26 protein-coding genes and 1 other annotated feature are annotated in these 24,130 nt (G+C 45.7%); all 26 genes read right to left on the bottom strand.

The features are described 5' to 3' along the window. Positions 1–309: 309 nt before the first annotated feature. The 26 genes from NSS66_RS26275 to NSS66_RS26150 all read right to left on the bottom strand — a co-directional run bounded on the left by NSS66_RS26275 (position 310) and on the right by NSS66_RS26150 (position 23,912). Positions 310–912, bottom strand: coding sequence for a class I SAM-dependent methyltransferase (locus NSS66_RS26275; RefSeq protein WP_076265417.1), 603 nt, complete (start codon positions 910–912; stop codon positions 310–312). A gap of 148 nt (positions 913–1,060) precedes the next feature. Next, positions 1,061–1,426 carry a 50S ribosomal protein L7/L12 gene (gene rplL, locus NSS66_RS26270; RefSeq protein WP_340960086.1) on the bottom strand — a complete coding sequence of 122 codons (366 nt, stop codon included), beginning with the start codon at positions 1,424–1,426 and terminating at the stop codon, positions 1,061–1,063. 69 nt (positions 1,427–1,495) lie between these two features. Continuing rightward, on the bottom strand, positions 1,496–1,999 hold the full coding sequence (gene rplJ, locus NSS66_RS26265) for a 50S ribosomal protein L10 (protein WP_013312168.1): 504 nt from the start codon (positions 1,997–1,999) through the stop codon (positions 1,496–1,498). A 74-nt stretch (positions 2,000–2,073) separates the two neighbouring features. Next, positions 2,074–2,225: a sequence feature (ribosomal protein L10 leader region), on the bottom strand. A 68-nt stretch (positions 2,226–2,293) separates the two neighbouring features. Next, the gene (rplA, locus tag NSS66_RS26260; RefSeq protein ID WP_013312169.1) at positions 2,294–2,986 is read right to left on the bottom strand and encodes a 50S ribosomal protein L1; all 693 of its coding nucleotides are present in this window, start codon (positions 2,984–2,986) and stop codon (positions 2,294–2,296) included. A gap of 87 nt (positions 2,987–3,073) precedes the next feature. Beyond that, complete coding sequence (gene rplK / locus NSS66_RS26255) at positions 3,074–3,499, bottom strand: 50S ribosomal protein L11 (protein ID WP_007432595.1); 426 nt, start codon at positions 3,497–3,499, stop codon at positions 3,074–3,076. A gap of 73 nt (positions 3,500–3,572) precedes the next feature. After that, positions 3,573–4,106 (bottom strand): transcription termination/antitermination protein NusG, encoded by a 534-nt coding sequence (nusG, locus tag NSS66_RS26250; RefSeq protein WP_007432596.1) that lies wholly within the window; start codon positions 4,104–4,106, stop codon positions 3,573–3,575. 22 nt (positions 4,107–4,128) lie between these two features. Continuing rightward, the gene (secE, locus tag NSS66_RS26245) at positions 4,129–4,320 is read right to left on the bottom strand and encodes a preprotein translocase subunit SecE (RefSeq protein ID WP_013312170.1); all 192 of its coding nucleotides are present in this window, start codon (positions 4,318–4,320) and stop codon (positions 4,129–4,131) included. Between the two features lie 20 nt (positions 4,321–4,340). Further along, the gene (rpmG, locus tag NSS66_RS26240; protein ID WP_023990562.1) at positions 4,341–4,490 is read right to left on the bottom strand and encodes a 50S ribosomal protein L33; all 150 of its coding nucleotides are present in this window, start codon (positions 4,488–4,490) and stop codon (positions 4,341–4,343) included. A gap of 334 nt (positions 4,491–4,824) precedes the next feature. Next, on the bottom strand, positions 4,825–5,469 hold the full coding sequence (sigH, locus tag NSS66_RS26235) for an RNA polymerase sporulation sigma factor SigH (RefSeq protein WP_016324748.1): 645 nt from the start codon (positions 5,467–5,469) through the stop codon (positions 4,825–4,827). A 162-nt stretch (positions 5,470–5,631) separates the two neighbouring features. After that, positions 5,632–6,153 (bottom strand): NYN domain-containing protein, encoded by a 522-nt coding sequence (locus NSS66_RS26230; RefSeq protein ID WP_075154816.1) that lies wholly within the window; start codon positions 6,151–6,153, stop codon positions 5,632–5,634. Positions 6,154–6,157: 4 nt separating this feature from the next. Continuing rightward, positions 6,158–6,904, bottom strand: a complete 747-nt coding sequence (gene rlmB, locus NSS66_RS26225) for a 23S rRNA (guanosine(2251)-2'-O)-methyltransferase RlmB (RefSeq protein WP_023990564.1) — start codon at positions 6,902–6,904, stop codon at positions 6,158–6,160. Between the two features lie 55 nt (positions 6,905–6,959). Continuing rightward, positions 6,960–7,418, bottom strand: coding sequence for a Mini-ribonuclease 3 (locus NSS66_RS26220; protein WP_028542623.1), 459 nt, complete (start codon positions 7,416–7,418; stop codon positions 6,960–6,962). Next, a complete protein-coding gene (cysS, locus tag NSS66_RS26215; protein WP_025723808.1) occupies positions 7,415–8,818 on the bottom strand; it encodes a cysteine--tRNA ligase in 1,404 nt (467 codons plus the stop codon). The genes NSS66_RS26220 and cysS overlap by 4 nt, the downstream gene beginning before the upstream one ends. 24 nt (positions 8,819–8,842) lie before the next feature. Then, positions 8,843–9,523, bottom strand: coding sequence for a serine O-acetyltransferase (gene cysE / locus NSS66_RS26210; RefSeq protein ID WP_013312176.1), 681 nt, complete (start codon positions 9,521–9,523; stop codon positions 8,843–8,845). A gap of 488 nt (positions 9,524–10,011) precedes the next feature. Continuing rightward, the gene (gene gltX / locus NSS66_RS26205; RefSeq protein ID WP_013312178.1) at positions 10,012–11,472 is read right to left on the bottom strand and encodes a glutamate--tRNA ligase; all 1,461 of its coding nucleotides are present in this window, start codon (positions 11,470–11,472) and stop codon (positions 10,012–10,014) included. A gap of 39 nt (positions 11,473–11,511) precedes the next feature. Beyond that, positions 11,512–11,988 carry a 2-C-methyl-D-erythritol 2,4-cyclodiphosphate synthase gene (ispF, locus tag NSS66_RS26200; RefSeq protein WP_076265419.1) on the bottom strand — a complete coding sequence of 159 codons (477 nt, stop codon included), beginning with the start codon at positions 11,986–11,988 and terminating at the stop codon, positions 11,512–11,514. Continuing rightward, a complete protein-coding gene (gene ispD, locus NSS66_RS26195; RefSeq protein ID WP_053326187.1) occupies positions 11,985–12,683 on the bottom strand; it encodes a 2-C-methyl-D-erythritol 4-phosphate cytidylyltransferase in 699 nt (232 codons plus the stop codon). Before ispD ends, ispF begins: the two co-directional genes overlap by 4 nt. A gap of 70 nt (positions 12,684–12,753) precedes the next feature. Next, complete coding sequence (locus tag NSS66_RS26190) at positions 12,754–13,839, bottom strand: PIN/TRAM domain-containing protein (protein ID WP_023990569.1); 1,086 nt, start codon at positions 13,837–13,839, stop codon at positions 12,754–12,756. 194 nt (positions 13,840–14,033) lie between these two features. Next, positions 14,034–14,786 (bottom strand): CDP-diacylglycerol--serine O-phosphatidyltransferase, encoded by a 753-nt coding sequence (gene pssA / locus NSS66_RS26185; RefSeq protein ID WP_340960084.1) that lies wholly within the window; start codon positions 14,784–14,786, stop codon positions 14,034–14,036. Between the two features lie 54 nt (positions 14,787–14,840). Further along, a complete protein-coding gene (disA, locus tag NSS66_RS26180) occupies positions 14,841–15,917 on the bottom strand; it encodes a DNA integrity scanning diadenylate cyclase DisA (protein WP_013373290.1) in 1,077 nt (358 codons plus the stop codon). A gap of 12 nt (positions 15,918–15,929) precedes the next feature. Continuing rightward, positions 15,930–17,303, bottom strand: a complete 1,374-nt coding sequence (gene radA / locus NSS66_RS26175) for a DNA repair protein RadA (RefSeq protein ID WP_013312184.1) — start codon at positions 17,301–17,303, stop codon at positions 15,930–15,932. A 240-nt stretch (positions 17,304–17,543) separates the two neighbouring features. Then, positions 17,544–19,988 (bottom strand): ATP-dependent protease ATP-binding subunit ClpC, encoded by a 2,445-nt coding sequence (gene clpC, locus NSS66_RS26170; RefSeq protein WP_023990572.1) that lies wholly within the window; start codon positions 19,986–19,988, stop codon positions 17,544–17,546. Positions 19,989–20,032: 44 nt separating this feature from the next. Next, complete coding sequence (locus NSS66_RS26165; RefSeq protein ID WP_071558181.1) at positions 20,033–21,097, bottom strand: protein arginine kinase; 1,065 nt, start codon at positions 21,095–21,097, stop codon at positions 20,033–20,035. Between the two features lie 28 nt (positions 21,098–21,125). Next, a complete protein-coding gene (locus tag NSS66_RS26160) occupies positions 21,126–21,650 on the bottom strand; it encodes a UvrB/UvrC motif-containing protein (RefSeq protein ID WP_023990574.1) in 525 nt (174 codons plus the stop codon). A gap of 69 nt (positions 21,651–21,719) precedes the next feature. Next, the gene (locus NSS66_RS26155) at positions 21,720–22,184 is read right to left on the bottom strand and encodes a CtsR family transcriptional regulator (RefSeq protein ID WP_013312188.1); all 465 of its coding nucleotides are present in this window, start codon (positions 22,182–22,184) and stop codon (positions 21,720–21,722) included. Positions 22,185–22,724: 540 nt separating this feature from the next. Beyond that, positions 22,725–23,912: a GNAT family N-acetyltransferase gene (locus tag NSS66_RS26150; protein WP_340857635.1), complete on the bottom strand. Its 1,188-nt coding sequence runs from the start codon at positions 23,910–23,912 to the stop codon at positions 22,725–22,727. Positions 23,913–24,130: the final 218 nt, after the last annotated feature.

The following is a 24,130-nucleotide window of genomic DNA, read 5'->3' as shown; positions in this document are numbered from 1 at the left end:
ACCTCTGTTTGTGACCTTATAATAAGACACATACAGAAGATTCAATCTTACAAATACAGAAAAGCCCTTACTCGAATGCATTCGAAAAAAGAGCAACGTATCTGCAGAATCCTCTTACCGGAAGATCTTCATCACTTGTAGATTTGCCCAAAATGGTTGTATTATACGTAATAGAGATAAATACTATACCTACTACGCATAAATCTATTGACATTTCAACAAACTAAAGCCATGGAGGGCATCCTAATACTGACATTTTATAATAATATCACAGACCAGGATTCAAGTCAATGGTCCTATTGCATTTTCTCAAAAACTTTTTTCAGCCTTCAAAATTCGATAACCTTTATCCTTTGTAACTTCCTCTACATGACCGAAAAGGCTCTCTATCTTAGCACTCGCCGAAGGGGCCCCCTGCTTTTTCTGAATGACTACCCACAAAACTCCACCCTCGTTTAAATGCTCATAAGCAAGCTCAAAAATGGTATGCACTGTTTCTTTCCCTGCACGTATAGGAGGATTCGTCAAGATCACGTCAAAACGTTCATTCTTCACTTCCGCAAACAAATCGCTTTGCTTAATGGTGACATTCTTAACCCCATTACGTTCCGCATTCTCTATCGCTAGTTGAACCGCTCGCTCATTAATATCAACCATTGTGACGTGTCCCTCTGGGACAAGCGCGGCTGCCGCCAGACCAATCGGCCCGTAACCGCATCCTACATCCAATACCGTGGCTTGTGCAGGAAGCTGCATCGCTTCAATCAGCACACGACTCCCGTAATCAATTCCCTGCTTTGAAAAAACGCCTGAATCGCTGGCAAAACGGTATGACCGCCCCCGAAGCACTGTTTCCAGGCTCCGTCGTTCATGCGCCGTCTCTGGCCGCTTGGAGTAATAATGATCAGCCATTCATGCCCACCTCTTTCGGTTGTACTACCATCATAGCCTTTACAATAACCTTTCAGACATGCTGGTACTACCGTTTTACAGCAACAAACCCCTTGAAGATCACCTCAAGGGGTTTGTTTTAGTTCATTGTCTGCTAGAAAGCAGTCAATTATTTTACTTCTACAGAAGCGCCTGCTTCTTCCAATTTTGCTTTAATGGATTCAGCTTCTTCTTTAGCGATTTTTTCTTTCAGTGGTTTTGGAGCGTTGTCAACCAGTTCTTTTGCTTCTTTCAGGCCAAGACCTGTGATTTCGCGAACTGCTTTGATAACGTTGATTTTGGAAGCGCCAGCGCTTGTCAAGATTACGTCGAACTCGGATTGCTCAGCTTCTGCTGCGCCACCTGCTGTGCCACCTGCTACAGCTACTGGAGCTGCTGCAGTTACGCCGAATTCTTCTTCGATTGCTTTCACGAGATCGTTCAGTTCCAATACGGACATACCTTTAATTGCTTCCAAGATTTGCTCTTTACTCATGGTTGAACCTCCATTTAAATTCGTATTTTTTTTGTTTTCAACTGCTATACAGCAGGTTTAATCCCTAACTTATGCGCTTTGCTCTTCTTTTTCTGCAACAGCTTTAACTGCAAGCGCGAAGTTGCGCACAGGAGCTTGAAGCACGCTGAGGAGCATGGAAAGGAGACCTTCGCGGGATGGCAGTTCTGCCAGTGCTTTGATTTCCTCAACACCGATAACGCGACCTTCTACAACTGCACCTTTCAGTTCCAGTGCATTGTTCTTCTTAGCGAAATCGTTCAAGATTTTAGCTGCAGACACTGCATCATCTTTGCCGAACGCGATTGCAGTAGGACCTGTCAATACTGCGTCCAGTTCAGTCAATTCTGCTGCCGCAGTTGCACGGCGGAGCAGTGTGTTTTTCAGCACTTGAAATTCGATTCCGGCTTCGCGAAGCTGCTTACGCAGCTCAGTTACTTGGGCAACATTCAGACCGCGATAGTCTGCAACCACAGTTGTTACGCTCTCGCGCAATTTTGCAGCTACAACTTCAACAGCTTCTTGTTTTGCTTGAATCACCTTTGCATTTGCCAAACTGTACACCTCCTGATCAATTTATCCGCTTTGTTCGAAGCACCCGATCTGGTGATCTTACAAAGCTTGCTTTCATAAGCATGAAAAAAGCCTCCGTAGAGTACGAAGGCTTGATAAATCTACATGGACGGGACAAGCCCGTCACATGAAACGTTCTATCATAACACCTCGGTAGGAAATTAAGCCCGAAGGCACCTACTGTCTACGGTAAGCATATTCAACTTTAATGGTCAGTCACAAGGACTCACAACTTTTATAGAATAACAAATTTGATTGAGTGTGTCAATCAAAATATTATCTGTAAACAGATGCGTTCACACGTGCACTTGGTCCCATAGTCGAAGAAATAGCGATGTTTTTCAGGTATACACCCTTAGCAGCCGCTGGCTTCGCACGGTTCAAGGCTTCAACCAAGGCTTTAAGGTTCTCGTTCAGCTGTTCAGCACTGAAGGAAGCTTTGCCGATTGGCGCATGAATTTGACCGGCTTTGTCGAGACGGTATTCGATTTTACCGGCTTTAATTTCTTGAACAGCCTTGGCAACGTCGAAAGTAACTGTGCCTGCTTTAGGGTTAGGCATCAAACCTTTACCACCGAGCAAACGACCCAGTTTACCAACCTCACTCATCATATCAGGTGTCGCAACGCAGACGTCGAATTCGAACCAGCCTTGTTGGATTTTGTTGATCATATCTTGATCACCAACAAAATCAGCGCCAGCCGCTTCCGCTTCTTTCACTTTGTCACCTTTTGCAAATACCAGAACGCGTTGTGTTTTACCCGTACCATGCGGCAGAACAACAACACCACGAACAGCCTGGTCTTGTTTACGGGAATCTACGCCCAGACGAACTGCTGCTTCAACGGTTTCGTCGAATTTAGCAGTCGCAGCCTTTTTCACCAGTTCAACGGCTTCTAAAGGCTCGTAAGTTGCTTCGCTGTCAATCAGCTTAGCAGCTTCCAGGTACTTCTTACCATGTTTAGCCATAATGTTTTCCTCCTTATGTGGTATTAGCGGATATTCCTCCCACACTTGCCGGACAGTCAAACTGCCGGCACACGTAGATTAATAAAATTAATCTACGATGGTGATACCCATGCTGCGAGCAGTACCTTCAACCATACGCATTGCCGATTCTACGGAAGCTGCGTTAAGGTCAGGCATTTTTTGCTCTGCAATTTGACGAACAGCAGCGCGATTTACAGTTGCAACTTTCGTTTTATTCGGTTCACCGGAACCTTTTTCGATTTTAGCAGCAACTTTCAACAGAACAGCAGCCGGTGGAGTTTTGGTGATGAACGTAAAAGAACGATCCTCAAATACCGAAATTTCAACCGGAATAATCAGGCCTGCTTGATCAGCAGTACGAGCATTGAACTCTTTACAGAATGCCATGATGTTGACACCTGCTTGACCCAAAGCTGGACCTACTGGAGGCGCTGGATTAGCTTTCCCTGCAGGAATCTGCAGTTTTACCATTTTAATTACCTTTTTTGCCATGGATGACACCTCCTTGACTCAATAGTGGTAGACGGACCTATCGATCCTCCCACAAGAAACCTGTAAGAAAAATCTATATTTTCTCCACTTGAGTATAATCCAACTCAAGCGGGGTTTCCCGTCCAAACATGTTGACGTGAACCTTAAGCTTGCTCTTCTCAACCAAAATTTCTTCCACGGAGCCCACAAAATTCGCAAAAGGACCAACTTTAATTCGCACGGATTCCTTAACATCGAATTCAATCTTCGGTTTCGGCTCTACCATGCCCATATGCTTCAGAATCTGTTCAACTTCTTCTGGAAGCAATGGCGTCGGTTTGGAACCCGAGCCTGTCGACCCTACAAATCCCGTAACACCTGGTGTGTTGCGTACAACATACCAAGAGTCGTCGGTTTGGACCATTTCGACTAAGACATAACCAGGGTAGACTTTACGCATAACGGTTTTTTTCTTACCGTCCTTGGTTACCAGTTCTTCTTCCATAGGAACAAGAACACGGAATATCTTGTCTTCCATGCCCATGGACTCAACGCGTTTTTCCAAATTGGCTTTGACTTTGTTCTCATACCCTGAATAGGTATGAACGACGTACCATCTTTTTTCCATATCAAGCCACCTGGAACCCTTCCTAGATAATCGCTTCGATCACAGCGGAAATGCCGATATCGAGAACCCAAAAATAAATCGTGACGAACGCAATTGTCCCTATGACAATCAGCGTATAGTTGGTCAGTTCTTTACGATTGGGCCAGCGAACCTTCTTGAGTTCAGCCCAGCTTTCAGAGAAAAAGGAAAACAGAGACTTGAAACTGCGTTTCACGCCGACTACACCTCCAAAAACTATCTGGTTTCCCGATGAGAAGTCTGTTCGTTACAGGACTTACAGAATTTCTTCATCTCCATGCGGTCGGGGTGATTACGCTTGTTTTTCGTCGTTGTGTAATTTCTTTGTTTGCATGTTGTACAAGCCAAAGTAATAATTACCCGCATGATGTGCACCTCCCGAAGACATCCAACACCGGAAGTCTCATAATTGATCCTAAAAAAAACCGCGAATTTAGGCCTACCTAAAACACTTTATCACACGGGGTTTTCCATGTCAACGAATGTTTGCATACAATTCGCAGTCCCGGCTGTGGTGCATTTTAACATCTGTGCATCCTTTAAAACTGTTCTCTGAAAAGCTGCTTCAAAAATCAAGGCGATATCTATTATTCATCTTTTTTAGTATAAATCATTTGTAACACTTATAAACCTGCATAGCCTACCTATAACGAATAAAAAAAGACTCGGACTCGAGCCTTTTCCTTGTCAGCCTCTACTTTCAACTATCTCTTACTTCCAGATACTTTTCAAGTTTACGCTTGACCCGTTGCAGCGCGTTATCAATGGATTTCACATGGCGGTCAAGATCCTCTGCAATCTCCTGATACGAACGTCCGTCTAGATACAACATAAGTACCTTGCGTTCCAGCTCGCTCAGAATCTCGGACATCTTGTCCTCAAGGCCCACAAACTCTTCCTGATTGATTATCAGCTCTTCAGGGTCACTTACTTGTGTTCCGCAAATCACATCGAGCAACGTCCGGTCTGACTCTTCATCATAGATGGGCTTGTCCAGAGATACGTAAGAGTTCAGAGGAATGTGCTTTTGTCGTGTAGCCGTCTTAATTGCCGTAATAATCTGTCGTGTAATGCACAACTCGGCGAAAGCCTTGAACGAAGCAAGCTTGTCTCCCTTAAAATCACGAATGGATTTGTAGAGACCAATCATGCCCTCCTGAATAATATCCTCGCGATCAGCACCAATCAGGAAGTAGGATCTGGCCTTGGCCCGCACAAAGTTTCGGTATTTGTTAATCAGAAACTCCAGCGCTTCCCCATCACCTTCATGGACTGCTCCGACAATGTCTTCATCATTTTTGTAATCAAACTTTGACAACATGATATCCTTGAGGTCCACACTCACTAACAATCCCTCCGGCTGCAACGCAAGGTACCCGTTACTCTCTCAAATATACGACAAGTATACGCGATGTAACCTGATACCGTCAACCACAACAACCTAAAAAAGAAGAGCGCTAACAAAATTGTCAATGGTTTCAAAATGGAGGAGGGTCCAATTATTGGTTTATTCTCTTCTCCATCGTTCAAACAACTTTCGAAGCTCCGGACTCAGTTTGGCATCTAGCGAGTTACGGGACAATTTGGCACTATCCTGCTGGATTCGCTTCTGCACTTCCCTTTCGGATTCCTCAATCTCGATCAGTAATTCCCGCGCCGACACCCTGAGTGCACCTTGCCCAAATGCGACATGTTGCTCTACCTGATCGCTTGTGGCCACGTAAATACTTCTTCTTTTACTGCTCAGCTCCCGAACCAATCGCTCGATGCACTCATCAGCAGTTTCTTTTTCTCTGGTAAAATAAATTTGGACTTTGCTCTGGGCAAAGGTTTTACCTAATCCTGGCACCTTGTAAGCATCGAATACGACGATGACTCTTCTGCCGGAATACGCCTGATGATCCGCCAGCCGTTCAAGAAGTCTGTCCCTCGCTTCCTGCATACCAGATTGTACCAGTGCGGAAAGTTCGGGCCAGGCTCCAATCATATTGTAACCGTCCACAAGCAGAACATCCCGCATGTCAGCCATATCGTTAGCCCCGTGCCTGTCGTCCGCGCAATACTTCGTACATGACAACACCTGCAGCTACAGAAGCATTAAGGGAATTAATTTGCCCCGCCATTGGCAGCTTGACGAGTACATCGCATTTCTCACGGATCAAACGGCCCATCCCTTTATTTTCGTTACCAATGACAATGGCTACCGGTCCCGTGAATACTCCATTCCCAAAGACAGGGTCTTTCGCTGTAACATCCGTACCAACTACCCATACACCCTCTTCTTTAAGACGGTCAATGGTTTGTCCCAGATTGTTTACACGCGCCACCGGGACGTACTCCACAGCACCTGCCGATGTTTTGGACACCGTTACAGTTACAGCTGCAGAACGCCTTTTCGGCACAATAACACCATGCGCTCCAGTACAGTCCGCTGTACGAAGGATGGAGCCCAAATTATGAGGGTCTTCAATCTCATCCAGCAAAATTAAAAACGGCTCTTCTCCCTTATCACGAGCAGTGGCGAGCAATTCTTCCACTTCAACATAGGCAAAAGGCGCAGCTTGCGCGACCACTCCCTGATGCTGAATGCCCGGAACCATTTGATCCAGCTTACGCTTGTCCACCTGCAAAACAATGATTCCTGCTTTTTTCGCCTCAGCTGTAATCGGCAGCGTCAAATGTTTTTGTGCATTATCCGCAATCCATATTTTATTTATCGTTCTGCCTGAACGCAATGCCTCCGTTACCGAATGCTTACCGGCAATCCATTCTTCTTCCATCTCTAGCTTCCTCCCGGGAAACGGACGATGCTTGTTCCATCCAGTCCGTTCCCATTTATGATTTTTCTGTATTTTCCATTTGTGCAATTCCGAACGTAATCAACTCTCTTAATCTGTCCAAATGTCCATCACAATAAAGAGATCCAACCAACCCTTCCAGTGCAGTGGCATGCCGATACTCAAGCACATCAGCATTTTTGGGCAAACTTCCTGATTTAGCATTTCTTCCTTGTCGGACAATATCGCGTTCTTCTTCCGTCAGTACCTTTTCCAATAGCCCCAACATGCGACTCTGCGCCTTGGCGGAGACTAGCCCTGTGGCTCGCCGATGCAGATGGTTTGGACGCAGGTTAGGCTGAGCCAACAAATATTGCCGGACAGCTACCTCGTACACTGCATCACCAATGTAAGCTAGTGCAATGGGGGGCATCAAACGGGCTGGCTTGGATGCAGGGTACGGGAACCAGTTCCCCGTACCTTCCGATGCTTCTGAGTTCATTGGCTTATCACTCATTTTCGCCGCCACCGCATACCCTGCGCCGTATCTTCAAGCACAATGCCTTTTGCAGCCAACAGATCGCGAATTTCGTCAGCTCTACCCCAGTTTTTGGTCTTACGAGCTTCGACACGTTCTGCAATTAACTGCTCGATTTCGTCATCCAGCAACTCTTCACTCGGTTCCGAATAAATGCGAAGTACGCTATTCATCGAATGAAAGGTATGCAATACAGCTTGTAGTTCCGCCTGATGTACGACATCTCGCTGCAACAAATGGTTTGCTTCGCTAACCCAATCAAATACAGCAGTAATCGCATCAGGTGTATTGAAATCATCATTCATTTTTTCGCCAAACTGCTGCAAAATTCCGTCGAGCTTCGTTTGCAGTTCCGTCGATACTCCCCCATTACCTTCCAGCGCATTAGCTAAACGATGCTTCACATTGGCAACTGCATTGGCGATCCGCTCGACACTGTTCTCCGCCTGACTCATAGTCTCTTGGTTATAGTTCAACGGATTCCGGTAATGTGTCGACAACATAAAATAACGTAAAGCCTCCGGCTTGTGGTGAGCGCGCAAATCTTTAACCAAAATACCATTACCGAGTGATTTCGACATTTTTTCATTATCTATGCGAATATATCCGTTATGCATCCAGTAGCGAGATAAAGGCTTACCCGTAATCACTTCAGATTGTGCGCATTCACATTCATGATGCGGAAATTGCAGATCCTGTCCGCCCCCATGAATATCCAGTGTATCTCCCAAATAATGGCGAGCCATAGCAGAGCATTCGATATGCCAGCCTGGTCGTCCATCTCCCCAAGGGCTCGACCAATGAATTTCACCCGGCTTCGCTGCCTTCCAGAGTACAAAATCCTCGGCATTTTCCTTGCGTTCATCCACATTGATGCGAATTCCGAACTGAAGCTCTTCCAGATTTTGACCTGATAGTTGTCCGTAATCTTTGAACTTTTTGGTCCGATAGAATACATCGCCATCATTTTCATAAGCGTAGCCTTTGTCTACCAATTCCTTAATAAAATCAATAATCAGGTCCATACTCTCTGTTACACGAGGGTTCATGCTGGCAGCAGGAACATTCAATCCTGCCAGATCCTCATGGTAGGCAGCAATAAATTTCTCAGCAACTGCCGAAACATCCATATCAAGTTCCCGAGCTTTGCGGATTAGTTTATCATCGACATCCGTAAAATTCACCACATAGTTTACATCATAGCCCAAGTACTCCAGGTAGCTCCGCACCACGTCAAATACAATTACAGGTCGTGCATTGCCAATATGAATGTAATCATACACGGTAGGTCCGCATACATACATTTTAACCTTTCCAGGCTCCAGTGGCACAAAAGGCTCCCGACTCCTCGTCATTGTATTATAAATTTGAAGCGGCATTGTTATGTTCCTCCCTCATGAAAATCATTTTTCTAATTTATTCTCTTGGGTCACCTGATGTTTCTGAGCGGATGGCCCATCCTTCAAATCAGATATTTCTGCACGCAAACGTTCAATTTCCCGTTGAAGTTCTCTCATAGAGTCCACAACCGGATCAGGCAATTGATGACTAAGTCGGTCTGGCCGCCTACCATCCTGTCTGACAACTCGCCCCGGGATGCCCACCACCGTACTGTTTGGTGGGACTTCTTTGAGCACAACCGAGTTGGAGCCAATGTTGGACTGTGCCCCAATCGTAAAAGAGCCCAATATCTTCGCACCAGAGCCGATAACAACATTATTCCCAATGGTCGGATGGCGCTTCCCTTTCTCTTTCCCAGTCCCGCCGAGTGTGACCCCCTGATACAATACGACATCGTCGCCAATCTCACAGGTTTCACCGATGACAACTCCCATGCCATGGTCAATGAACAGCCGATCTCCGATACGAGCGCCAGGATGAATTTCAATGCCTGTCATAAACCTCGATACCTGGGATATAACACGGGCTAGAGTACACCAGTTTCGCAAATAAAACCAATGTGCGATTCGGTGTGCCCAAAGGGCATGAACGCCGGAATACGTAAAAATGACCTCAAGCTTACTCCGGGCGGCCGGATCATTATCCAAAACAGTCTGAATGTCGGATTTGAAATGTCTGAACATGTCGCCCTCCTATTCCCTTCATATCCTTGCCGCATCATCACAACACTTCACGTTCCGCCAATTTTCGCATCCACCAGCACTCTTCGACATTTTTTTATCTATAATGAGTCTGAGTCTGATAAAAAAGAAAAAGCGCCTCCGCAGCCTAAGCTGCAGAGACGCATGAACGTGGTCCCACTCTGCTTCGAACATACCTGCTGCATAAAAAAGCAGAGCAGTTCGTCTTTAGCGTCCTGTAACGGGAACGACTCGGCACGCCCTTGTCACATCAGCATTTGACGCTAATGAGAGTTCGGGCGCACGGCTCCCAGGCGCATTTCCTCCGCAGGTCATCTGGACGGCTCTCAGCCTGGGGTTTCCCCTCGACCGTCCTCTCTGGCAGATGCCCTTATGCAGTGTACTTCTCCTGTTCGCAGCCTTTACACGTAAATATCAATCCGTATCAATGGAGTCATTATAGCGAAAAGACAACAAATTGACAAGAAACATCAGCCTTTAATTTGTGCCTTAAGACGATCCAGTACCTTGTCACGTCCGAGCAAAAAGATAGTTTCATTCAGATCCCGTCCATGAGTTTGGCCTGTAAGAGCCACACGAATCGGCATGAATAGTTGTTTTCCCTTAAAACCGGTTTCCTTTTGAACTTCCTTGATCAGCTTAGCCATTTGTGGAGCTGTAAATTCCTCGCTCGTTTCAACTTTACCTGCAAAAGCTCTAAGTACCTCCGGAACCTGCTCTTCGGCCAATACAGCTGCTGCTTCAGCATCCAGTTCCAGATGTGAACGGAAAAACAACTCAGACAACGCTACAATATCGGATGCAGAAGTCATCTGTTCCTGGTATAAGCGAACCAGGGCCTTAGCCCAATCCAGTTGTTCCGCAGACAGTTCAGTCGGCAACAGCCCCGCTGCCTGGAGATGTGGAATCGCCATGCTGGCAATTCGCTCAGGATCAGCCTTTTTAATATAGTGATTGTTCAGGTAAGCAAGCTTATTTGTATCAAACACAGCCGGACTTTTGGACAAACGATTAGGATCGAAAATCGAAATCAGTTGTTCCCGATCATAGATCTCTTCTTCGCCTTCCGGGGACCAGCCCAGCAGTGCAATAAAGTTGAATATAGCTTCTGGCAGATAGCCCAACTTGTCATACTGCTCCATGAACTGAATAATGGATTCGTTACGCTTACTGAGCTTTTTGTGATCCTCGCCTACAATCAGCGTCATATGACCGAAGCGTGGCGGCTCCCAGCCAAGAGCTTCAAAGATCATCAACTGCCGCGGTGTATTGGAAACATGGTCTTCGCCCCGTAGTACATGCGATATTTTCATCAAATAATCGTCAACTGCTACAGCGAAGTTATATGTCGGAATACCATCCTTTTTGACGATAACAAAATCGCCGCTTTCCTTGGAATTGAATGTAATTTGACCTTTTACGATATCGTCAAACGTATATTCACGATCTTCCGGTACGCGAAAACGAATACTTGGTACACGGCCCTCTGCTTCAAATGCTTGGCACTGTTCTTCTGTTAGATCACGATGTTTCCCAGAATAGCGTGGTGTCTCCCCACGTGCCGTCTGCTCTTCACGCTCGCGCTCCAGCTCTTCTTCAGTGCAGTAACAACGGTAAGCCAAACCACGGTCCAGCAAATCCTGCCAGTACGTTTTATATATGTCCAAGCGTTCAGTCTGACGATAAGGTCCAAACTCGCCTCCCACGTCTACGCTCTCATCCCAGTCCATACCCAACCATTTCAAATATTTAAGTTGGCTTTCTTCTCCGCCCTCAATATTGCGCTTCACATCTGTGTCTTCGATACGAATAATAAATTTCCCACCTTGATTGCGGGCAAACAAATAATTAAATAATGCCGTTCTGGCATTTCCAATGTGCAGATGCCCTGTAGGGCTTGGTGCATAACGTACACGAACTTCCGTGCTCATATAATCTCCTCCAAATTGAATTACTCAAGATGATAGCATTTACCTGATAAGACAGACAACCGATTGAGCCGCGATTCCTTCACCCCGTCCGGGAAACCCGAGTTGCTCTGTCGTGGTCGCCTTGACGTTCACCTGGGATAGCTCCTCTGCTTCCAGCGCCCGAGCGATGACTTCATTCATCTGCGGAATATACGATGCCATTTTGGGCTTTTGTGCGATAATCGTAGAATCAATATTCCCCAAGCGATATCCTCGCTCTTTAGCTAGTCCCCACACATGCTCCAGTAGCTTAAGACTGTCGGCATCCTTAAATTCTGGGTCGTTATCCGGAAAATGCTTCCCGATGTCTCCCAAGCCAAGCGCGCCCAAGATGGCATCGCTAATGGCATGCAGCAGCACGTCTGCATCGGAATGGCCCAACAAACCTTTTTCATACGGTATATTCACACCTCCGATGATGCATGGCCTTCCTTCCACCAGCTGGTGGACGTCAAATCCTTGTCCCACTCTGATCACTTGATATCCTCTCCCTCTGTTTTTACCCATAACGCCGCCATATCCAAATCCTCAGGCGTAGTAATTTTGATGTTCTTGTAGCTGCCTTGAACGACAGTAACCGGAATTCCAAGCCGCTCTATCAGCATAGAATCATCTGTTCCCAAGAATCCCGACTGCTCCGCTTCCTCATAGGCTCGCAGCAGATCGGAAAGACGAAAAGTCTGTGGCGTTTGAATACTCCACAGACTTCGGCGATCCGGCGTTGCTGTAATGATACCATCCCCGTTCACTTGCTTGACTGTATCCTTTACAGGTACTGCTGCTACAGAAGCACCAGTACGCTGGGCTGCCTCAAGGCATGAACGTACAAGCTCAGGTTGAATTAGTGGACGCACACCATCATGCACCATCACCCAATCCGCTTGTAAGTGGCGCAGACCGCGATAAACCGAATGCTGGCGTTCACTGCCACCAGCCACCACCCGTACATTTTTACCGATTTTGTATTGATGAATCCAATCTCGGCAGCGTTCCACATCTCCTGTCCCAGTCACCATCACCATTTCATCCACTTCGGGCATAGCTGCGAATATTTCAAGTGTATGTATGAAGATGGGCTTGTCCCGCAAAAGCAGAAATTGCTTGCTCTCCTGCGTCCCCATACGGGAGCCGCGCCCTGCTGCCACAATGACAACTCCTACCCGATTGTTCATTCAAATAACTCCTGCCCTGATCGCACTTGGACGATCCGTATGATAACACATCTACTTCATCATACCGCGTTTATTGAGCTTTTTCCAATAATTTCGGTTTGGCAAAGATCATACGGCCGGCTGAGGTCTGAAGTACACTCGTGACCAGCACCTCCATCAGAGAGCCAATATAGTCACGTCCGCCTTCTACAACAATCATCGTGCCATCATCCAGATAGGCTACACCCTGCCCATGCTCCTTGCCGTCTTTAATAATCTGCACCATAATTTCCTCACCGGGCAGTACGACAGGCTTCACTGCATTCGCCAAATCGTTAATATTCAGCACTGATACACCTTGAAGTTCGCATACTTTATTCAGGTTAAAATCATTAGTTACAACTTTACCCTGTAACACCTTTGCCAGCTTAACCAACTTACTGTCGACCTCTGAAATTTCCTCAAAATCACCTTCGTAAATGAGTACATTTACATCCAGTTCTTTTTGGATTTTATTCAAAATATCCAGACCTCTCCGTCCACGATTACGCTTAAGTAAATCTGATGAATCTGCAATATGCTGAAGCTCCTCCAGCACAAATTCAGGAATTACAATTGTTCCTTCAATAAAACCTGTCTTGCAAATATCCGCAATACGCCCATCTATAATGACGCTGGTGTCCAATATTTTATGTTCCTCCAGCTTGCGTTCTTCTACACCCGTTCCCCGACCAAAAAAACCAGAACTCCAAAAGGATGACAGCTCGTCCCGCTTTTCTAGCCCAACCATCAATCCTACATATCCGCATATCACGGTAACAGCCGTCTGGATAAGTTGACCCGGGGCCCCCAACCATGAAAAAAGCGGGTAAACTGCTAAGGAAAGTATCAATCCCACCGCTAAACCAATCACACCTGCCATCATCTCGTTCATCGGAATTCGTACCAAGCCTTCAATGCCCTGCTGCAACCGATTCGCCACGGATGCCCCTGCGAATGAACACCCAGCCATAAATAGCACTGCTCCCGCCATCATCCAAACAATCATTCCTGGTAAAGACCCATCACTCAACCATTGCGGCATCCACGTTACAATGCCTCCTACCCGCTGGTATAACGTATAGCCAAACCATGCTCCGCACAATCCTGTAAAAGTTAAAATAGCCTTTCTCCACATTGAGTCTCTATACCTCCTTTATTTTCTTTTCATATAGTCTGCTATTTATTGGATACATAGCATTTCTCTTACCAGTATGATCCATTTTCATCATAACTAACCCTGTGTTTTCACTTTTTATGCATAAAAAAAAAGCATTTATCTCCCTGAAATGCTTCAAGGAAATAAATGCTTATTCTTATTCTTGCTTGATACTAACGCTGTGAATGACGATATTGATCGTCCTGTTCTTCCTGACTGGAACGCTCCCGACCACGTCCACGTCCACGTCTGCGTGACAGCTTACGAATGTTCAGCTTCATGCCATACAATGCATACAGCACCAGCGGTACAAAAATCAGCTTCGACAGCTGGTCAGGGAATTTAACAGCCAACACCACCGCTGCAATTACGACCCATGGAGCAACCCAGATCGCTTTTTTGGGGAGGCCGACCTTTTTAAAATTAGGATATTTCATGGAGCTGACCATCAAATAAGAAACCAGCAACATGGCAATCGACATGTATAACAATGAAATATCGTTATGGAATAAGGACAAAGTGGCTAATACCCCACCTGCTGCCGGAATTGGCAAACCCGTAAAATAACCTGGTACACCAGGACGTACGTTAAATCGAGCCAAACGCAACGCTCCGCACATCGGGAAAATGGCAGTAACCGTCCAAGCGAGAGCCGAATTCGCATCATGAAAAGCAACCATGTACATAATAACTGCGGGAGCAACACCAAAAGATATCATATCTGATAAGGAGTCCAGTTCTTTACCGAATTCGCTTTGGGCATTCAGGACCCGGGCCATCCTTCCATCCAGTCCGTCCAACAACATGGCGACAATAACCATAATAGCGGCAAGACTGTATTTTCCGTCTACAGCCAATAAAATGGCGATCATTCCGAGAAACAAGTTACCTAAGGTACACATGTTCGGAATTGATTTGGTAATCATCTCTTCACCTCAATGTATGAATTGTTCCATTATAATCCTTTCACTGTATTACATTTACATTTGCCTGTCAATGAAAACTTGTTCCTGCAAACGTTTAAGACCTTCTTTAATCGTACGCGCACGAACCTCTCCAATACCATCCACTTCATCCAGTTCTTCTATCGTTGCTGTCATGACATGCGGAAAACGTCCAAACCGCTCCACCAGATTATGAATAATCACATTCGGCAAACGCGGTATCTTGTTCAGTACCCGATAGCCGCGTGCAGCAATATACTCTTCTGATGTCGCAGCTGAAGAAGGGTAGCCTAGTAAACGTACAATATGATTCACATCCAACAATTCGTCGTCCGTAGAACGTTTGAGTCCCAATATAATTTCACGAATTTTCTCGTCGCTATCGTCTTTGGCATAATCCTTATACAGCAACCATGCTTCTTCCTCAATGTTGCTGACAAGCTCTTCCATCTGCATACTAATCAGACGGCCCTCATTTCCGAGCTCGTTAATAAATCGTTTGATCTCCATTTTGATGCGCAGTACCATTTCGATCCGCTGGATGACATTAACGACCTCCGGCATGGTAACCAGCTCTTCAAATTCAGACGCTGTCAAATTCGTAGAGGCTTGCCCCAACACGGATCTATATTTCTCTAACGTCTGAATAGCCTGATTGGCTTTCGTCAAAATAACCCCGATTTCCTTGAGGGCATACCGTAATGTCCCCTGATACAAGGTAATAATATTACGCCGCTGGGAAATAGACACCACTAGTTTGCCAGTCTGCTTTGCAACTCGTTCTGCTGTCCGGTGCCGAATTCCTGTTTCAATCGACGAAATCGAGGAGTCTGGAATCAGTTGCGTATTGGCATATAAAATTCGTTTTAAATCCTCGCTCAATATGATTGCGCCGTCCATTTTAGCCAACTCATACAAATAGTTCGGCGAAAAATCACAATTAATGGAGAAACCGCCATCCACGACTTCCATAACTTCTGGGCTATAGCCAACGACCAGAAGAGCACCCGTTTTGGCACGCAAAACGTTTTCCAACCCGTCGCGAAAGGGAGTTCCCGGTGCCACAAGCCGCAGCAAATCGTTCATTTTATCCAGTTGGCTCGCTTCTTTCATTCTCAATGCCCCCTAATCTAATGCGGCTGCCAGTGCATCTGCCACCGTTCCTACTCCTATAATTTGAATCCCTTTCGGATGTGTCCAGCCCTTCAAGCTTTTCTCCGGCATGATCACCCGTTTGAAACCTAGTTTCTCCGCTTCCCGTACTCGCTGTTCTGCTCGGGATACCGCACGTACCTCACCTGTCAGTCCCACCTCGCCAAAAATCACATCGTATGGCTTGGTAGGAGCATCCCTAAAGCTGGAAGCAATGCTCACAGCTATAGCCAAATCCACCGCCGGTTCATCCAACTTCACGCCTCCAGCTACGTTGAGATAGGCGTCCTGGTTTTGCAAAAACATGCCCATCCGCTTTTCTAGCACGGCTATGATTAATCCCATTCGATGATGGTCGACTCCTGTGCCCATTCGGCGCGGAGATGGAAAATGCGTAGCTGCAATCAATGCTTGCAGTTCAACCAATACAGGTCGGGTTCCTTCCATACTGGCTACAACAGTAGAACCCGCTACCCCCAGTGGTCGTTCAGACAGGAATAGTTCAGAAGGATTTGACACCTCACGCAAACCGCTTTCAGCCATTTCAAAAATACCAATTTCATTTGTAGAACCGAAACGGTTTTTAACTGCACGCAAAAGCCGATACGTATGATGACGCTCTCCTTCAAAATAAAGCACACAATCAACCATATGTTCCAACAAACGTGGACCTGCAATGGCCCCTTCCTTGGTCACATGTCCTACCAATACCGTAGCAATACCTAGCCCCTTGGCAATTCGCATAAAGCGTGAAGTACACTCCCGCACCTGAGCCACACTACCTGGTGCACTCGTCACCTCAGGCAAATATACGGTCTGTATCGAGTCGATGACCAAAAATTCCGGCTTCAAGCTGTCCACCGCTTCTTCAATCGTCTCCAAATTCGTCTCACATAATACGTATAGGCTGGGGGACAAGGCACCGAGCCGATCTGCACGTAGTTTCGTTTGACGGACAGATTCCTCACCAGACACGTACAGCACCTTTAAACCAGTTAAAGCTAGCTCATTAGATGTTTGCAGCATAAGCGTAGATTTACCGATTCCCGGATCACCGCCCACCAGAACGAGTGAACCCGGCACCACACCTCCACCGAGTACTCGATTCAATTCGCCAATTCCCGTCAAAATTCGTGTTTCTTTGCCACTCTCCACCTCTATAATAGGCAGTGGCTTGTCTTTTGTGCTATGAGTAAGAAGGGAAGACCCCATTCCTTGAGTTTTTACAACGCTTTCCGTTTCTTCGACCATGGAATTCCACGCCTGGCATCCAGGACATTTTCCGTACCATTTGGGCGATTCATAACCACATTCCGTACAGGAAAATTTAGTTTTCACTTTAGCCATACTTTATTCCTGGGCTCCTTATTGACGACGATAATGTCAAATTTATGTTCATACAGCCCAGAAAGAGCTGTAACAATAAAAGTTTACCATTGAAGCTTGGCGGACGTAAAGCAATATCACAAACTTTCCCAAAGCATTTACCCAACCATTTCACCGTGTTTTATACATAAAAAGGGTGTCTTCGCAATAGCTTTCCAGCCTGCGAGACACCCTTTTCTACTATTTATTTAGTAAACTGCTTTAGGACTTGGCAGATACATTATCCTTTTTCGTTACAGTCAATGCACCATTCTCCTCATCAATGAAGAGAGAGTCACCCTTAGTAATGTTGCCAGTCAACAGTTCCTCGGACAGGCGATCTTCAATATGCTTCTGGATTGCACGACGCAATGGACGCGCACCATACGCTGGATCAAAGCCTTCCTTGGCAAGGAATTTTTTAGCGTTGTCTGTCAACTCGAAGTCCACCTCATACTCATTCAGACGCTTACGCAGCTCCTCAGACATGAGTGACACAATTTCGGCAATATGTTTTTCTTCGAGAGAATGGAAAACGATAATTTCATCAATCCGGTTCAAGAACTCAGGACGGAAGCTTTTCTTCAGTTCATCCATCACTTTGCCCTTCATATTATCGTAATCCGCCCCAGCGTCCACTACAGCTGTAAAACCAAGCGTGGAGTTACGTTTAATCGCCTGTGCACCAACATTAGATGTTAGGATGATGAGTGTGTTACGGAAATCGACGACACGACCTTTGGAATCTGTTAGACGACCATCTTCCAGCACTTGCAGAAGAATATTGAATACTTCTGGGTGTGCTTTTTCAATTTCATCCAGCAACACAACAGAGTATGGCTTACGACGTACCTTCTCAGTCAGCTGACCGCCTTCTTCATATCCAACGTACCCTGGAGGTGCTCCTACCAGACGGGACGTGGAGTGCTTCTCCATATATTCGGACATATCAATACGGATAACCGCATTTTCATCTCCAAACATGGATTCAGCCAAGGCGCGTGCCAATTCTGTTTTACCAACCCCAGTTGGGCCGAGGAAAATAAAGGAACCAATTGGACGCTTCGGATCTTTCAGTCCGGCACGTGCCCGGCGAATCGCCCGGCTTACTGCCTTAACTGCTTCATCCTGTCCAATTACCCGCTCATGCAGCAACTCTTCCATATTCAACAAGCGGTGTGTTTCTTCCTCTTTCAGCTTGCTGACTGGAACACCTGTCCAGATTGCAACGACCTGAGCGATATCCTCTGGTGTAACTTCAGAATCTGTACGACCCTGTTGTTCTTTCCATTGGTTTTTCGTCACGTCTAGCTCTTCACGGATTTTTTGCTCTGTATCACGCAACGCTGCCGCTTTTTCAAACTCCTGACTTTGTACCGCTGAATCCTTTTCCTTACGGATATCTTCCAGACGGTTTTCCAGCTGTTTCAGGTTTGGCGGTACAGTGTAAGAATTCAGCCTTACTTTGGAGCCCGCTTCATCAATAAGGTCAATAGCCTTATCTGGCAGGAAGCGGTCGGTGATATAACGATCTGACAATTTTACAGCCGCTTCAATAGCCTCATCTGTGATCTTTACACGGTGATGCGCTTCGTAACGGTCACGCAGGCCGTACAAGATTTGAATCGCCTCTTCTGGAGAAGGCTGATCCACTGTAATTGGTTGAAAACGACGCTCCAAAGCAGCATCTTTCTCAATATATTTGCGGTATTCATCCAGCGTGGTCGCACCGATGCATTGCAGCTCGCCACGTGCCAGAGCAGGCTTAAGGATGTTGGACGCATCAATTGCGCCTTCCGCTCCACCAGCACCAATCAGCGTATGCAGCTCATCAATGAACAATACGATATTACCCGCTTGACGAATCTCGTCCATAATTTTTTTCAAACGATCCTCGAATTCACCACGATACTTGGTGCCTGCTACCACAGAACCCATATCCAGTGTCATTACGCGCTTGTCGCGCAACGTTTCAGGAATCTCATTTGCTATAATTTTTTGGGCCAATCCTTCGGCAATCGCTGTTTTACCTACCCCAGGCTCACCGATCAGAACCGGATTGTTCTTTGTACGGCGGCTGAGCACCTGAATTACGCGTTCAATTTCCTTGCTACGCCCAATAACAGGGTCCAGGTTGTTTTCCTTCGCAGATGCCGTCAGATCGCGTGCCAGACTGTCCAGAGTTGGCGTGCTGACATTAGCTGGAGCACCGTGATGGCTGGAAACAGCCTCGCTGCTGCCGAGCAATTGAAGCACTTGCTGACGCGCTTTGTTCAGACTGATGCCCAAGTTGTTCAGTACACGCGCTGCTACGCCTTCACCTTCACGAATAAGACCAAGCAAAATATGTTCTGTACCTACATAGGTATGGCCCAGTTTGCGGGCTTCATCCATAGACAGTTCGATGACTTTTTTGGCGCGTGGAGTATAGGCAATGTTCGTCGGTTGCTCTTGACCGCGTCCAATCAGCGTTTCCACTTCATCCTGGATTTTTTCCAGTCCCAGCCCTAAACCGATTAAGGCTTTCGCGGCTATTCCTTCACCTTCACGAATGAGGCCTAGCAAAATGTGCTCTGTGCCAATGTTGTTGTGTCCCAATCGAACAGCTTCTTCCTGAGCCAAAGCAAGCACTTTCTGTGCACGTTCCGTAAATCTTCCAAACATCATATATCCTGCACCTCCACAGTGTGTATTTCAGATCATTCTATATATTAAAGGGTTGTGCCTAATTTTTGCCGGATCAGCTTCGCCCGGTACATATCGCGCTCTTCGGTATTCATTTTATCCCCAAAGCTTTTTTGCAGGAACCCGGGTTGTGTCATCACATTCAGCTCATTCATCGCTGCGGTGGAAGGACGCTCCAAAATCCCTAAATCTACGCCAAGACGTACATCGGATAGCCGCTGTGCAGCCTCCTTGGAATCCAATACTGCTGCATATGACAAAATACCGAATGAACGCATCACCCGATCTGTAATTCGCAGCATAGATTCATTCATTAGCCTTTCTCTGGCAGAACGCTCGTGCTCAATAATTTGTAGCACCACGCCATGTAGATTCTCAATAATCTCCGCTTCGGTTTGTCCCAGTGTAATCTGATTAGATACCTGAAACAAATTTCCGACCGCTTCGCTGCCTTCACCGTAAATGCCACGAACTGTAAGACCTACCTGTGAAACAGCAGACAATATACGATTGATTTGATGAGTCATAACTAATGCAGGCAAATGCATCATCACCGAAGCTCTCATACCTGTGCCGACATTCGTCGGACAACTGGTCAGAAAACCTCTCCGATCATCAAATGCATAATCAACATGCGCTTCAAATGCATCATCAATAATCATAGCGCGTTCCCAAGCTTCCCTAACCTGACATCCCGGATATAAGCACTGGATACGCAGATGATCCTCTTCGTTTATCATAACACTAACCGATTCATCATCGCTAATTAAAACAGCACCGTTACGAGATTCGTTCGCCAAATTTGGACTAATCAAATGCTTCTCAACCAGCACCTGCTTGTCGATCTCATCCAACTCGGATATTTTCAACGTATGAAAAGTACCAAAACCGCCTAAATCATCATACTGAAGGATATCCGTCAATCGTTGAAGTGCTTCTTCCGACTGCTGATTGGTAGCAAGCATGGGAAAAGGCAGATGCTGCAAGTTACGCGCAATTCTCACCCGGCTGCTAATGACAATCTCCGAATCCGCAGCATCACCACGCATCCAGTCACTTAGCGGCTTCTCCGTAAACCGAATATTGGGCATTACGCATCCCTCCTACTCTTCACAAACTTTACTCTTCAGTCATTTCTTTTTCAAGCTCTCTGATTTGATCCCTAAGCTCAGCAGCTGATTCAAATTCTTCCTGTACAATATGCTGTTGCATCTCTTTTTTCAAATCGTCAATTTGCCGTTTAACCTTCAGTCGGCCTCCAGTGCGAACCGGAACTTTACCAACATGATTCGTACTGCCATGCACACGCTTGAACAGAGGGTCCAGACGACTATCAAAATATTGATAGCACGACGGGCATCCGAAACGTCCCAGCTTACTAAACTGTGCATAGGTCATGCCACAATCCTTGCATTGCAGGTTCTGCGGACCACTGTGGCCCGGAGACTGGCTCTTTGTACTGGAGTCAAAATCCAGCATCCCCGACAACAAGCTATGAATCGAAAAGCCGTTAGGTGTTCCAGGGATCATCTCCCCTTTTTCCTTGGCACACGTCTCACAAATATGAAACTCTGTCTTTTCGCCATTCACAATTTTGGTGAAATGCAAAGTTGCCGGCCGCATATTACATTCTTGGCACAGCATAAAAGCACCTCCTTCAATGTCAGGATTTATACCAATCCCTACATCCAAACGTTAGTCTCTTTCCACACACTATTTGGTCGCCAGCAACGAAATCAGCATAGCCTTAAGCAATCTTGCTCGCAGTTGATCACGATAGGGAAGCTTCAGTAATAATGTATCCCTTGATAAAGCAGCCTTCATTAAATTAGCTTCCCTTTTGCTTAAAAAATGGGCTTCCTCTAACTGATAAATCAGTCCTTCGGCTGCCGATTGGCTTATTTCCTCCCCGATGCTCTGATGAAGATGTGTATGGATGGCATGCTGTGCAGGCAGCTGAATTCGCTGAATACGAATGTAGCCCCCGCCACCGCGTTTACTTTCCACCACATAGCCTTTTTCCAGCGTAAACCGGGTGCTAATTACATAATTAATTTGCGACGGCACGCAGGAAAAGCGGTCAGCCAGATCATTGCGCTGAATCTCCACTAAACCTTGGGGACTTTCCAGCAATATACTCTTCAAATATTGTTCAATAATATCGGAAACATTGCGCATTTCATCATCCTCCACTAACGGAAACGCAAGTATTCAAGTACATTTCACGCTCCACAGAGTCCGCCGTATATTGAACTTAACCAAACGGTAAAGTCACGAATCTAAGCTGTATTCAGGCTATTGCCTGATCTACATCCATTGGAATTGTACCGTTTTGTCTCTAGTGTGGCCTTTATTTGCGATTAATCATACACTTCTCTTATGTTCATAAGAGTCAGCTCCTAACTATACGCAAATCATTTCGATCCTCATTTACTTCTTTGCTATCAAAATCACCTTATACAGCTAATCCATCAGCATAGTACTTCTACAGAATCGCACTAGGCTTGATTGACTTTGACTTTCTTTGACTATATTCATATTATAGCACATTATTCATTTTTGCCAAGGGGTCAATACCATTTTTCGCAATCTAATTATGTTTTATACAATACCATAAAAAAACTCTTCCCATTACAGAAAGAGTTTTGAAAATTATGATAACCACACAAGTTATGTTCCCTGAAAGATGGAGCCTAAGAAGAACTAAATGGGCCTTTATCAGAAAAAATCCAATAAGAACGTTTGTTTTACCGGTATTACACGTTTAAGGGCAGACACAGACTCACTGCTGCCTTCAATACGCCCCCATTTATACAGATCATCAGCCTGCTGGTAGCCAAGCATCAGAGTCGTCAGTGACTGAATCCCAAGTTTCAAGTCAGCTACTATGGCGTTTTCAGATAAATTGCTTATATCCACTCTCTCCAGATGTCCTTGCCCCTCCGTAGTAATCGTTAATCTCCATAATCCATCATTCCATGGAGCATACCGATCAGTCAGATTTAAGGTTAAACTTGTTTCTTCTCCAATCTGTTCAAAAGGGTATCTTTCTATAAAAGCAGCTGCATCCACAATACGACCCATAAAATAAGGCACAGTTTCCTGTTGAATTCGTGGATCATCGAGTAAAAATGGCAGATTGTCATCTGCTGGAACGTAATTAAATTTACCTTGGGCTATCATTGAGTCATGATTTGCAAAATAAGTCCATAAAGCCCGACGAGCCGTCTCATTTTCATATACCAACTCATCACAATTCAACTGTTTATCTTCAATTTTGTATAGTGCATATCCCTGAGGATCGCCTGTTTCAGAGTAATATACCGCAGTTCGATAGTTCTCATTTAAAATCCGCTCTTGCCACCATTCCTTATCTCGTACCAGCGTGCCATTATAACGAGATGCATACGCTTGATACACTTGGTCCAGTTCTGAAATATCTTTGACATCGCGTTTGACTGTACCTTCTGTTTTAAGTTTTGCAGGGAATTTATCAATGGGAATGACGTACTTTTTATATTCAATATACGTTTCCCATCCAAATTTACGATAGAAGGCAAAGGAGAATGGATGCAGAAAAGAAAGGCTTTGTCCCGCAGACTTCATTTCTTCAAGCGCATGCGTCAACAAACGTGACACCATGCCTCCGCGACGCTTTTCTGGCCATGTTGCCACACCAGCAATGCCCCCCATATCAAAAACCTGACCGTTTATGTATACCTGTAGGGGTAACAAAGTCAGTTTAGCATTCAAGTCATGTCCGTCGAATATTCCCCATGTTTGCTTTGGTTTGAATTTCTTCTTGGATTTTTCCAGATCCTCCAGGGACATTGTAAACTGAAAAGCATATTGAGATAATTCAATAGCCGCTTCAAATTCCTCACGTTGTAATTGTCTGATCTCCATAACTTCGTCACCTCGCTCGTATACTTGGGCATCCATAAAAAAGATTATACACTTAGAGTGTGGCAAAGCCTCTTCCCTCTGTCAACCTTAGAAGCAGGTGGCCATCTAAAAACACATAAAAAAAGGATGATAATCTCATTGAGATTATCATCCTTTTCACTTTTGCTTGGCGACGTCCTACTCTCCCAGGACCCTGCGGTCCAAGTACCATCGGCGCT

It is taken from the genome of Paenibacillus sp. FSL R10-2748 (genome assembly GCF_038005565.1).
Classification (GTDB): Bacteria; Bacillota; Bacilli; order Paenibacillales; family Paenibacillaceae; genus Paenibacillus; species Paenibacillus polymyxa_B.
Note: the sequence above shows the minus strand (reverse complement) of the source record. Positions and strands in the feature narration are given on the sequence as shown.

Bases quoted from the DNA above. Each gene is read 5' to 3' on its own strand.
- rplL (WP_340960086.1), bottom strand. From the start codon at position 1,426: ATGAGTAAAGAGCAAATCTTGGAAGCAATTAAAGGTATGTCCGTATTG.
- NSS66_RS26165 (WP_071558181.1), bottom strand. From the start codon at position 21,097: ATGCCCAATATTCGGTTTACGGAGAAGCCGCTAAGTGACTGGATGCGT.
- disA (WP_013373290.1), bottom strand. From the start codon at position 15,917: ATGAAAGAAGCGAGCCAACTGGATAAAATGAACGATTTGCTGCGGCTT.
- NSS66_RS26155 (WP_013312188.1), bottom strand. From the start codon at position 22,184: ATGCGCAATGTTTCCGATATTATTGAACAATATTTGAAGAGTATATTG.
- NSS66_RS26190 (WP_023990569.1), bottom strand. From the start codon at position 13,839: ATGTGGAGAAAGGCTATTTTAACTTTTACAGGATTGTGCGGAGCATGG.
- ispD (WP_053326187.1), bottom strand. From the start codon at position 12,683: ATGAACAATCGGGTAGGAGTTGTCATTGTGGCAGCAGGGCGCGGCTCC.
- nusG (WP_007432596.1), bottom strand. From the start codon at position 4,106: ATGGAAAAAAGATGGTACGTCGTTCATACCTATTCAGGGTATGAGAAC.
- rplA (WP_013312169.1), bottom strand. From the start codon at position 2,986: ATGGCTAAACATGGTAAGAAGTACCTGGAAGCTGCTAAGCTGATTGAC.
- cysS (WP_025723808.1), bottom strand. From the start codon at position 8,818: ATGCCGCTTCAAATTTATAATACAATGACGAGGAGTCGGGAGCCTTTT.
- NSS66_RS26220 (WP_028542623.1), bottom strand. From the start codon at position 7,418: ATGAGTGATAAGCCAATGAACTCAGAAGCATCGGAAGGTACGGGGAAC.
- rpmG (WP_023990562.1), bottom strand. From the start codon at position 4,490: ATGCGGGTAATTATTACTTTGGCTTGTACAACATGCAAACAAAGAAAT.
- NSS66_RS26275 (WP_076265417.1), bottom strand. From the start codon at position 912: ATGGCTGATCATTATTACTCCAAGCGGCCAGAGACGGCGCATGAACGA.
- NSS66_RS26230 (WP_075154816.1), bottom strand. From the start codon at position 6,153: ATGGCTGACATGCGGGATGTTCTGCTTGTGGACGGTTACAATATGATT.
- pssA (WP_340960084.1), bottom strand. From the start codon at position 14,786: ATGATTACCAAATCAATTCCGAACATGTGTACCTTAGGTAACTTGTTT.
- NSS66_RS26150 (WP_340857635.1), bottom strand. From the start codon at position 23,912: ATGGAGATCAGACAATTACAACGTGAGGAATTTGAAGCGGCTATTGAA.
- rplK (WP_007432595.1), bottom strand. From the start codon at position 3,499: ATGGCAAAAAAGGTAATTAAAATGGTAAAACTGCAGATTCCTGCAGGG.
- radA (WP_013312184.1), bottom strand. From the start codon at position 17,303: ATGGCTAAAGTGAAAACTAAATTTTCCTGTACGGAATGTGGTTATGAA.
- rlmB (WP_023990564.1), bottom strand. From the start codon at position 6,904: ATGGAAGAAGAATGGATTGCCGGTAAGCATTCGGTAACGGAGGCATTG.
- cysE (WP_013312176.1), bottom strand. From the start codon at position 9,523: ATGTTCAGACATTTCAAATCCGACATTCAGACTGTTTTGGATAATGAT.
- gltX (WP_013312178.1), bottom strand. From the start codon at position 11,472: ATGAGCACGGAAGTTCGTGTACGTTATGCACCAAGCCCTACAGGGCAT.
- clpC (WP_023990572.1), bottom strand. From the start codon at position 19,988: ATGATGTTTGGAAGATTTACGGAACGTGCACAGAAAGTGCTTGCTTTG.
- NSS66_RS26160 (WP_023990574.1), bottom strand. From the start codon at position 21,650: ATGCTGTGCCAAGAATGTAATATGCGGCCGGCAACTTTGCATTTCACC.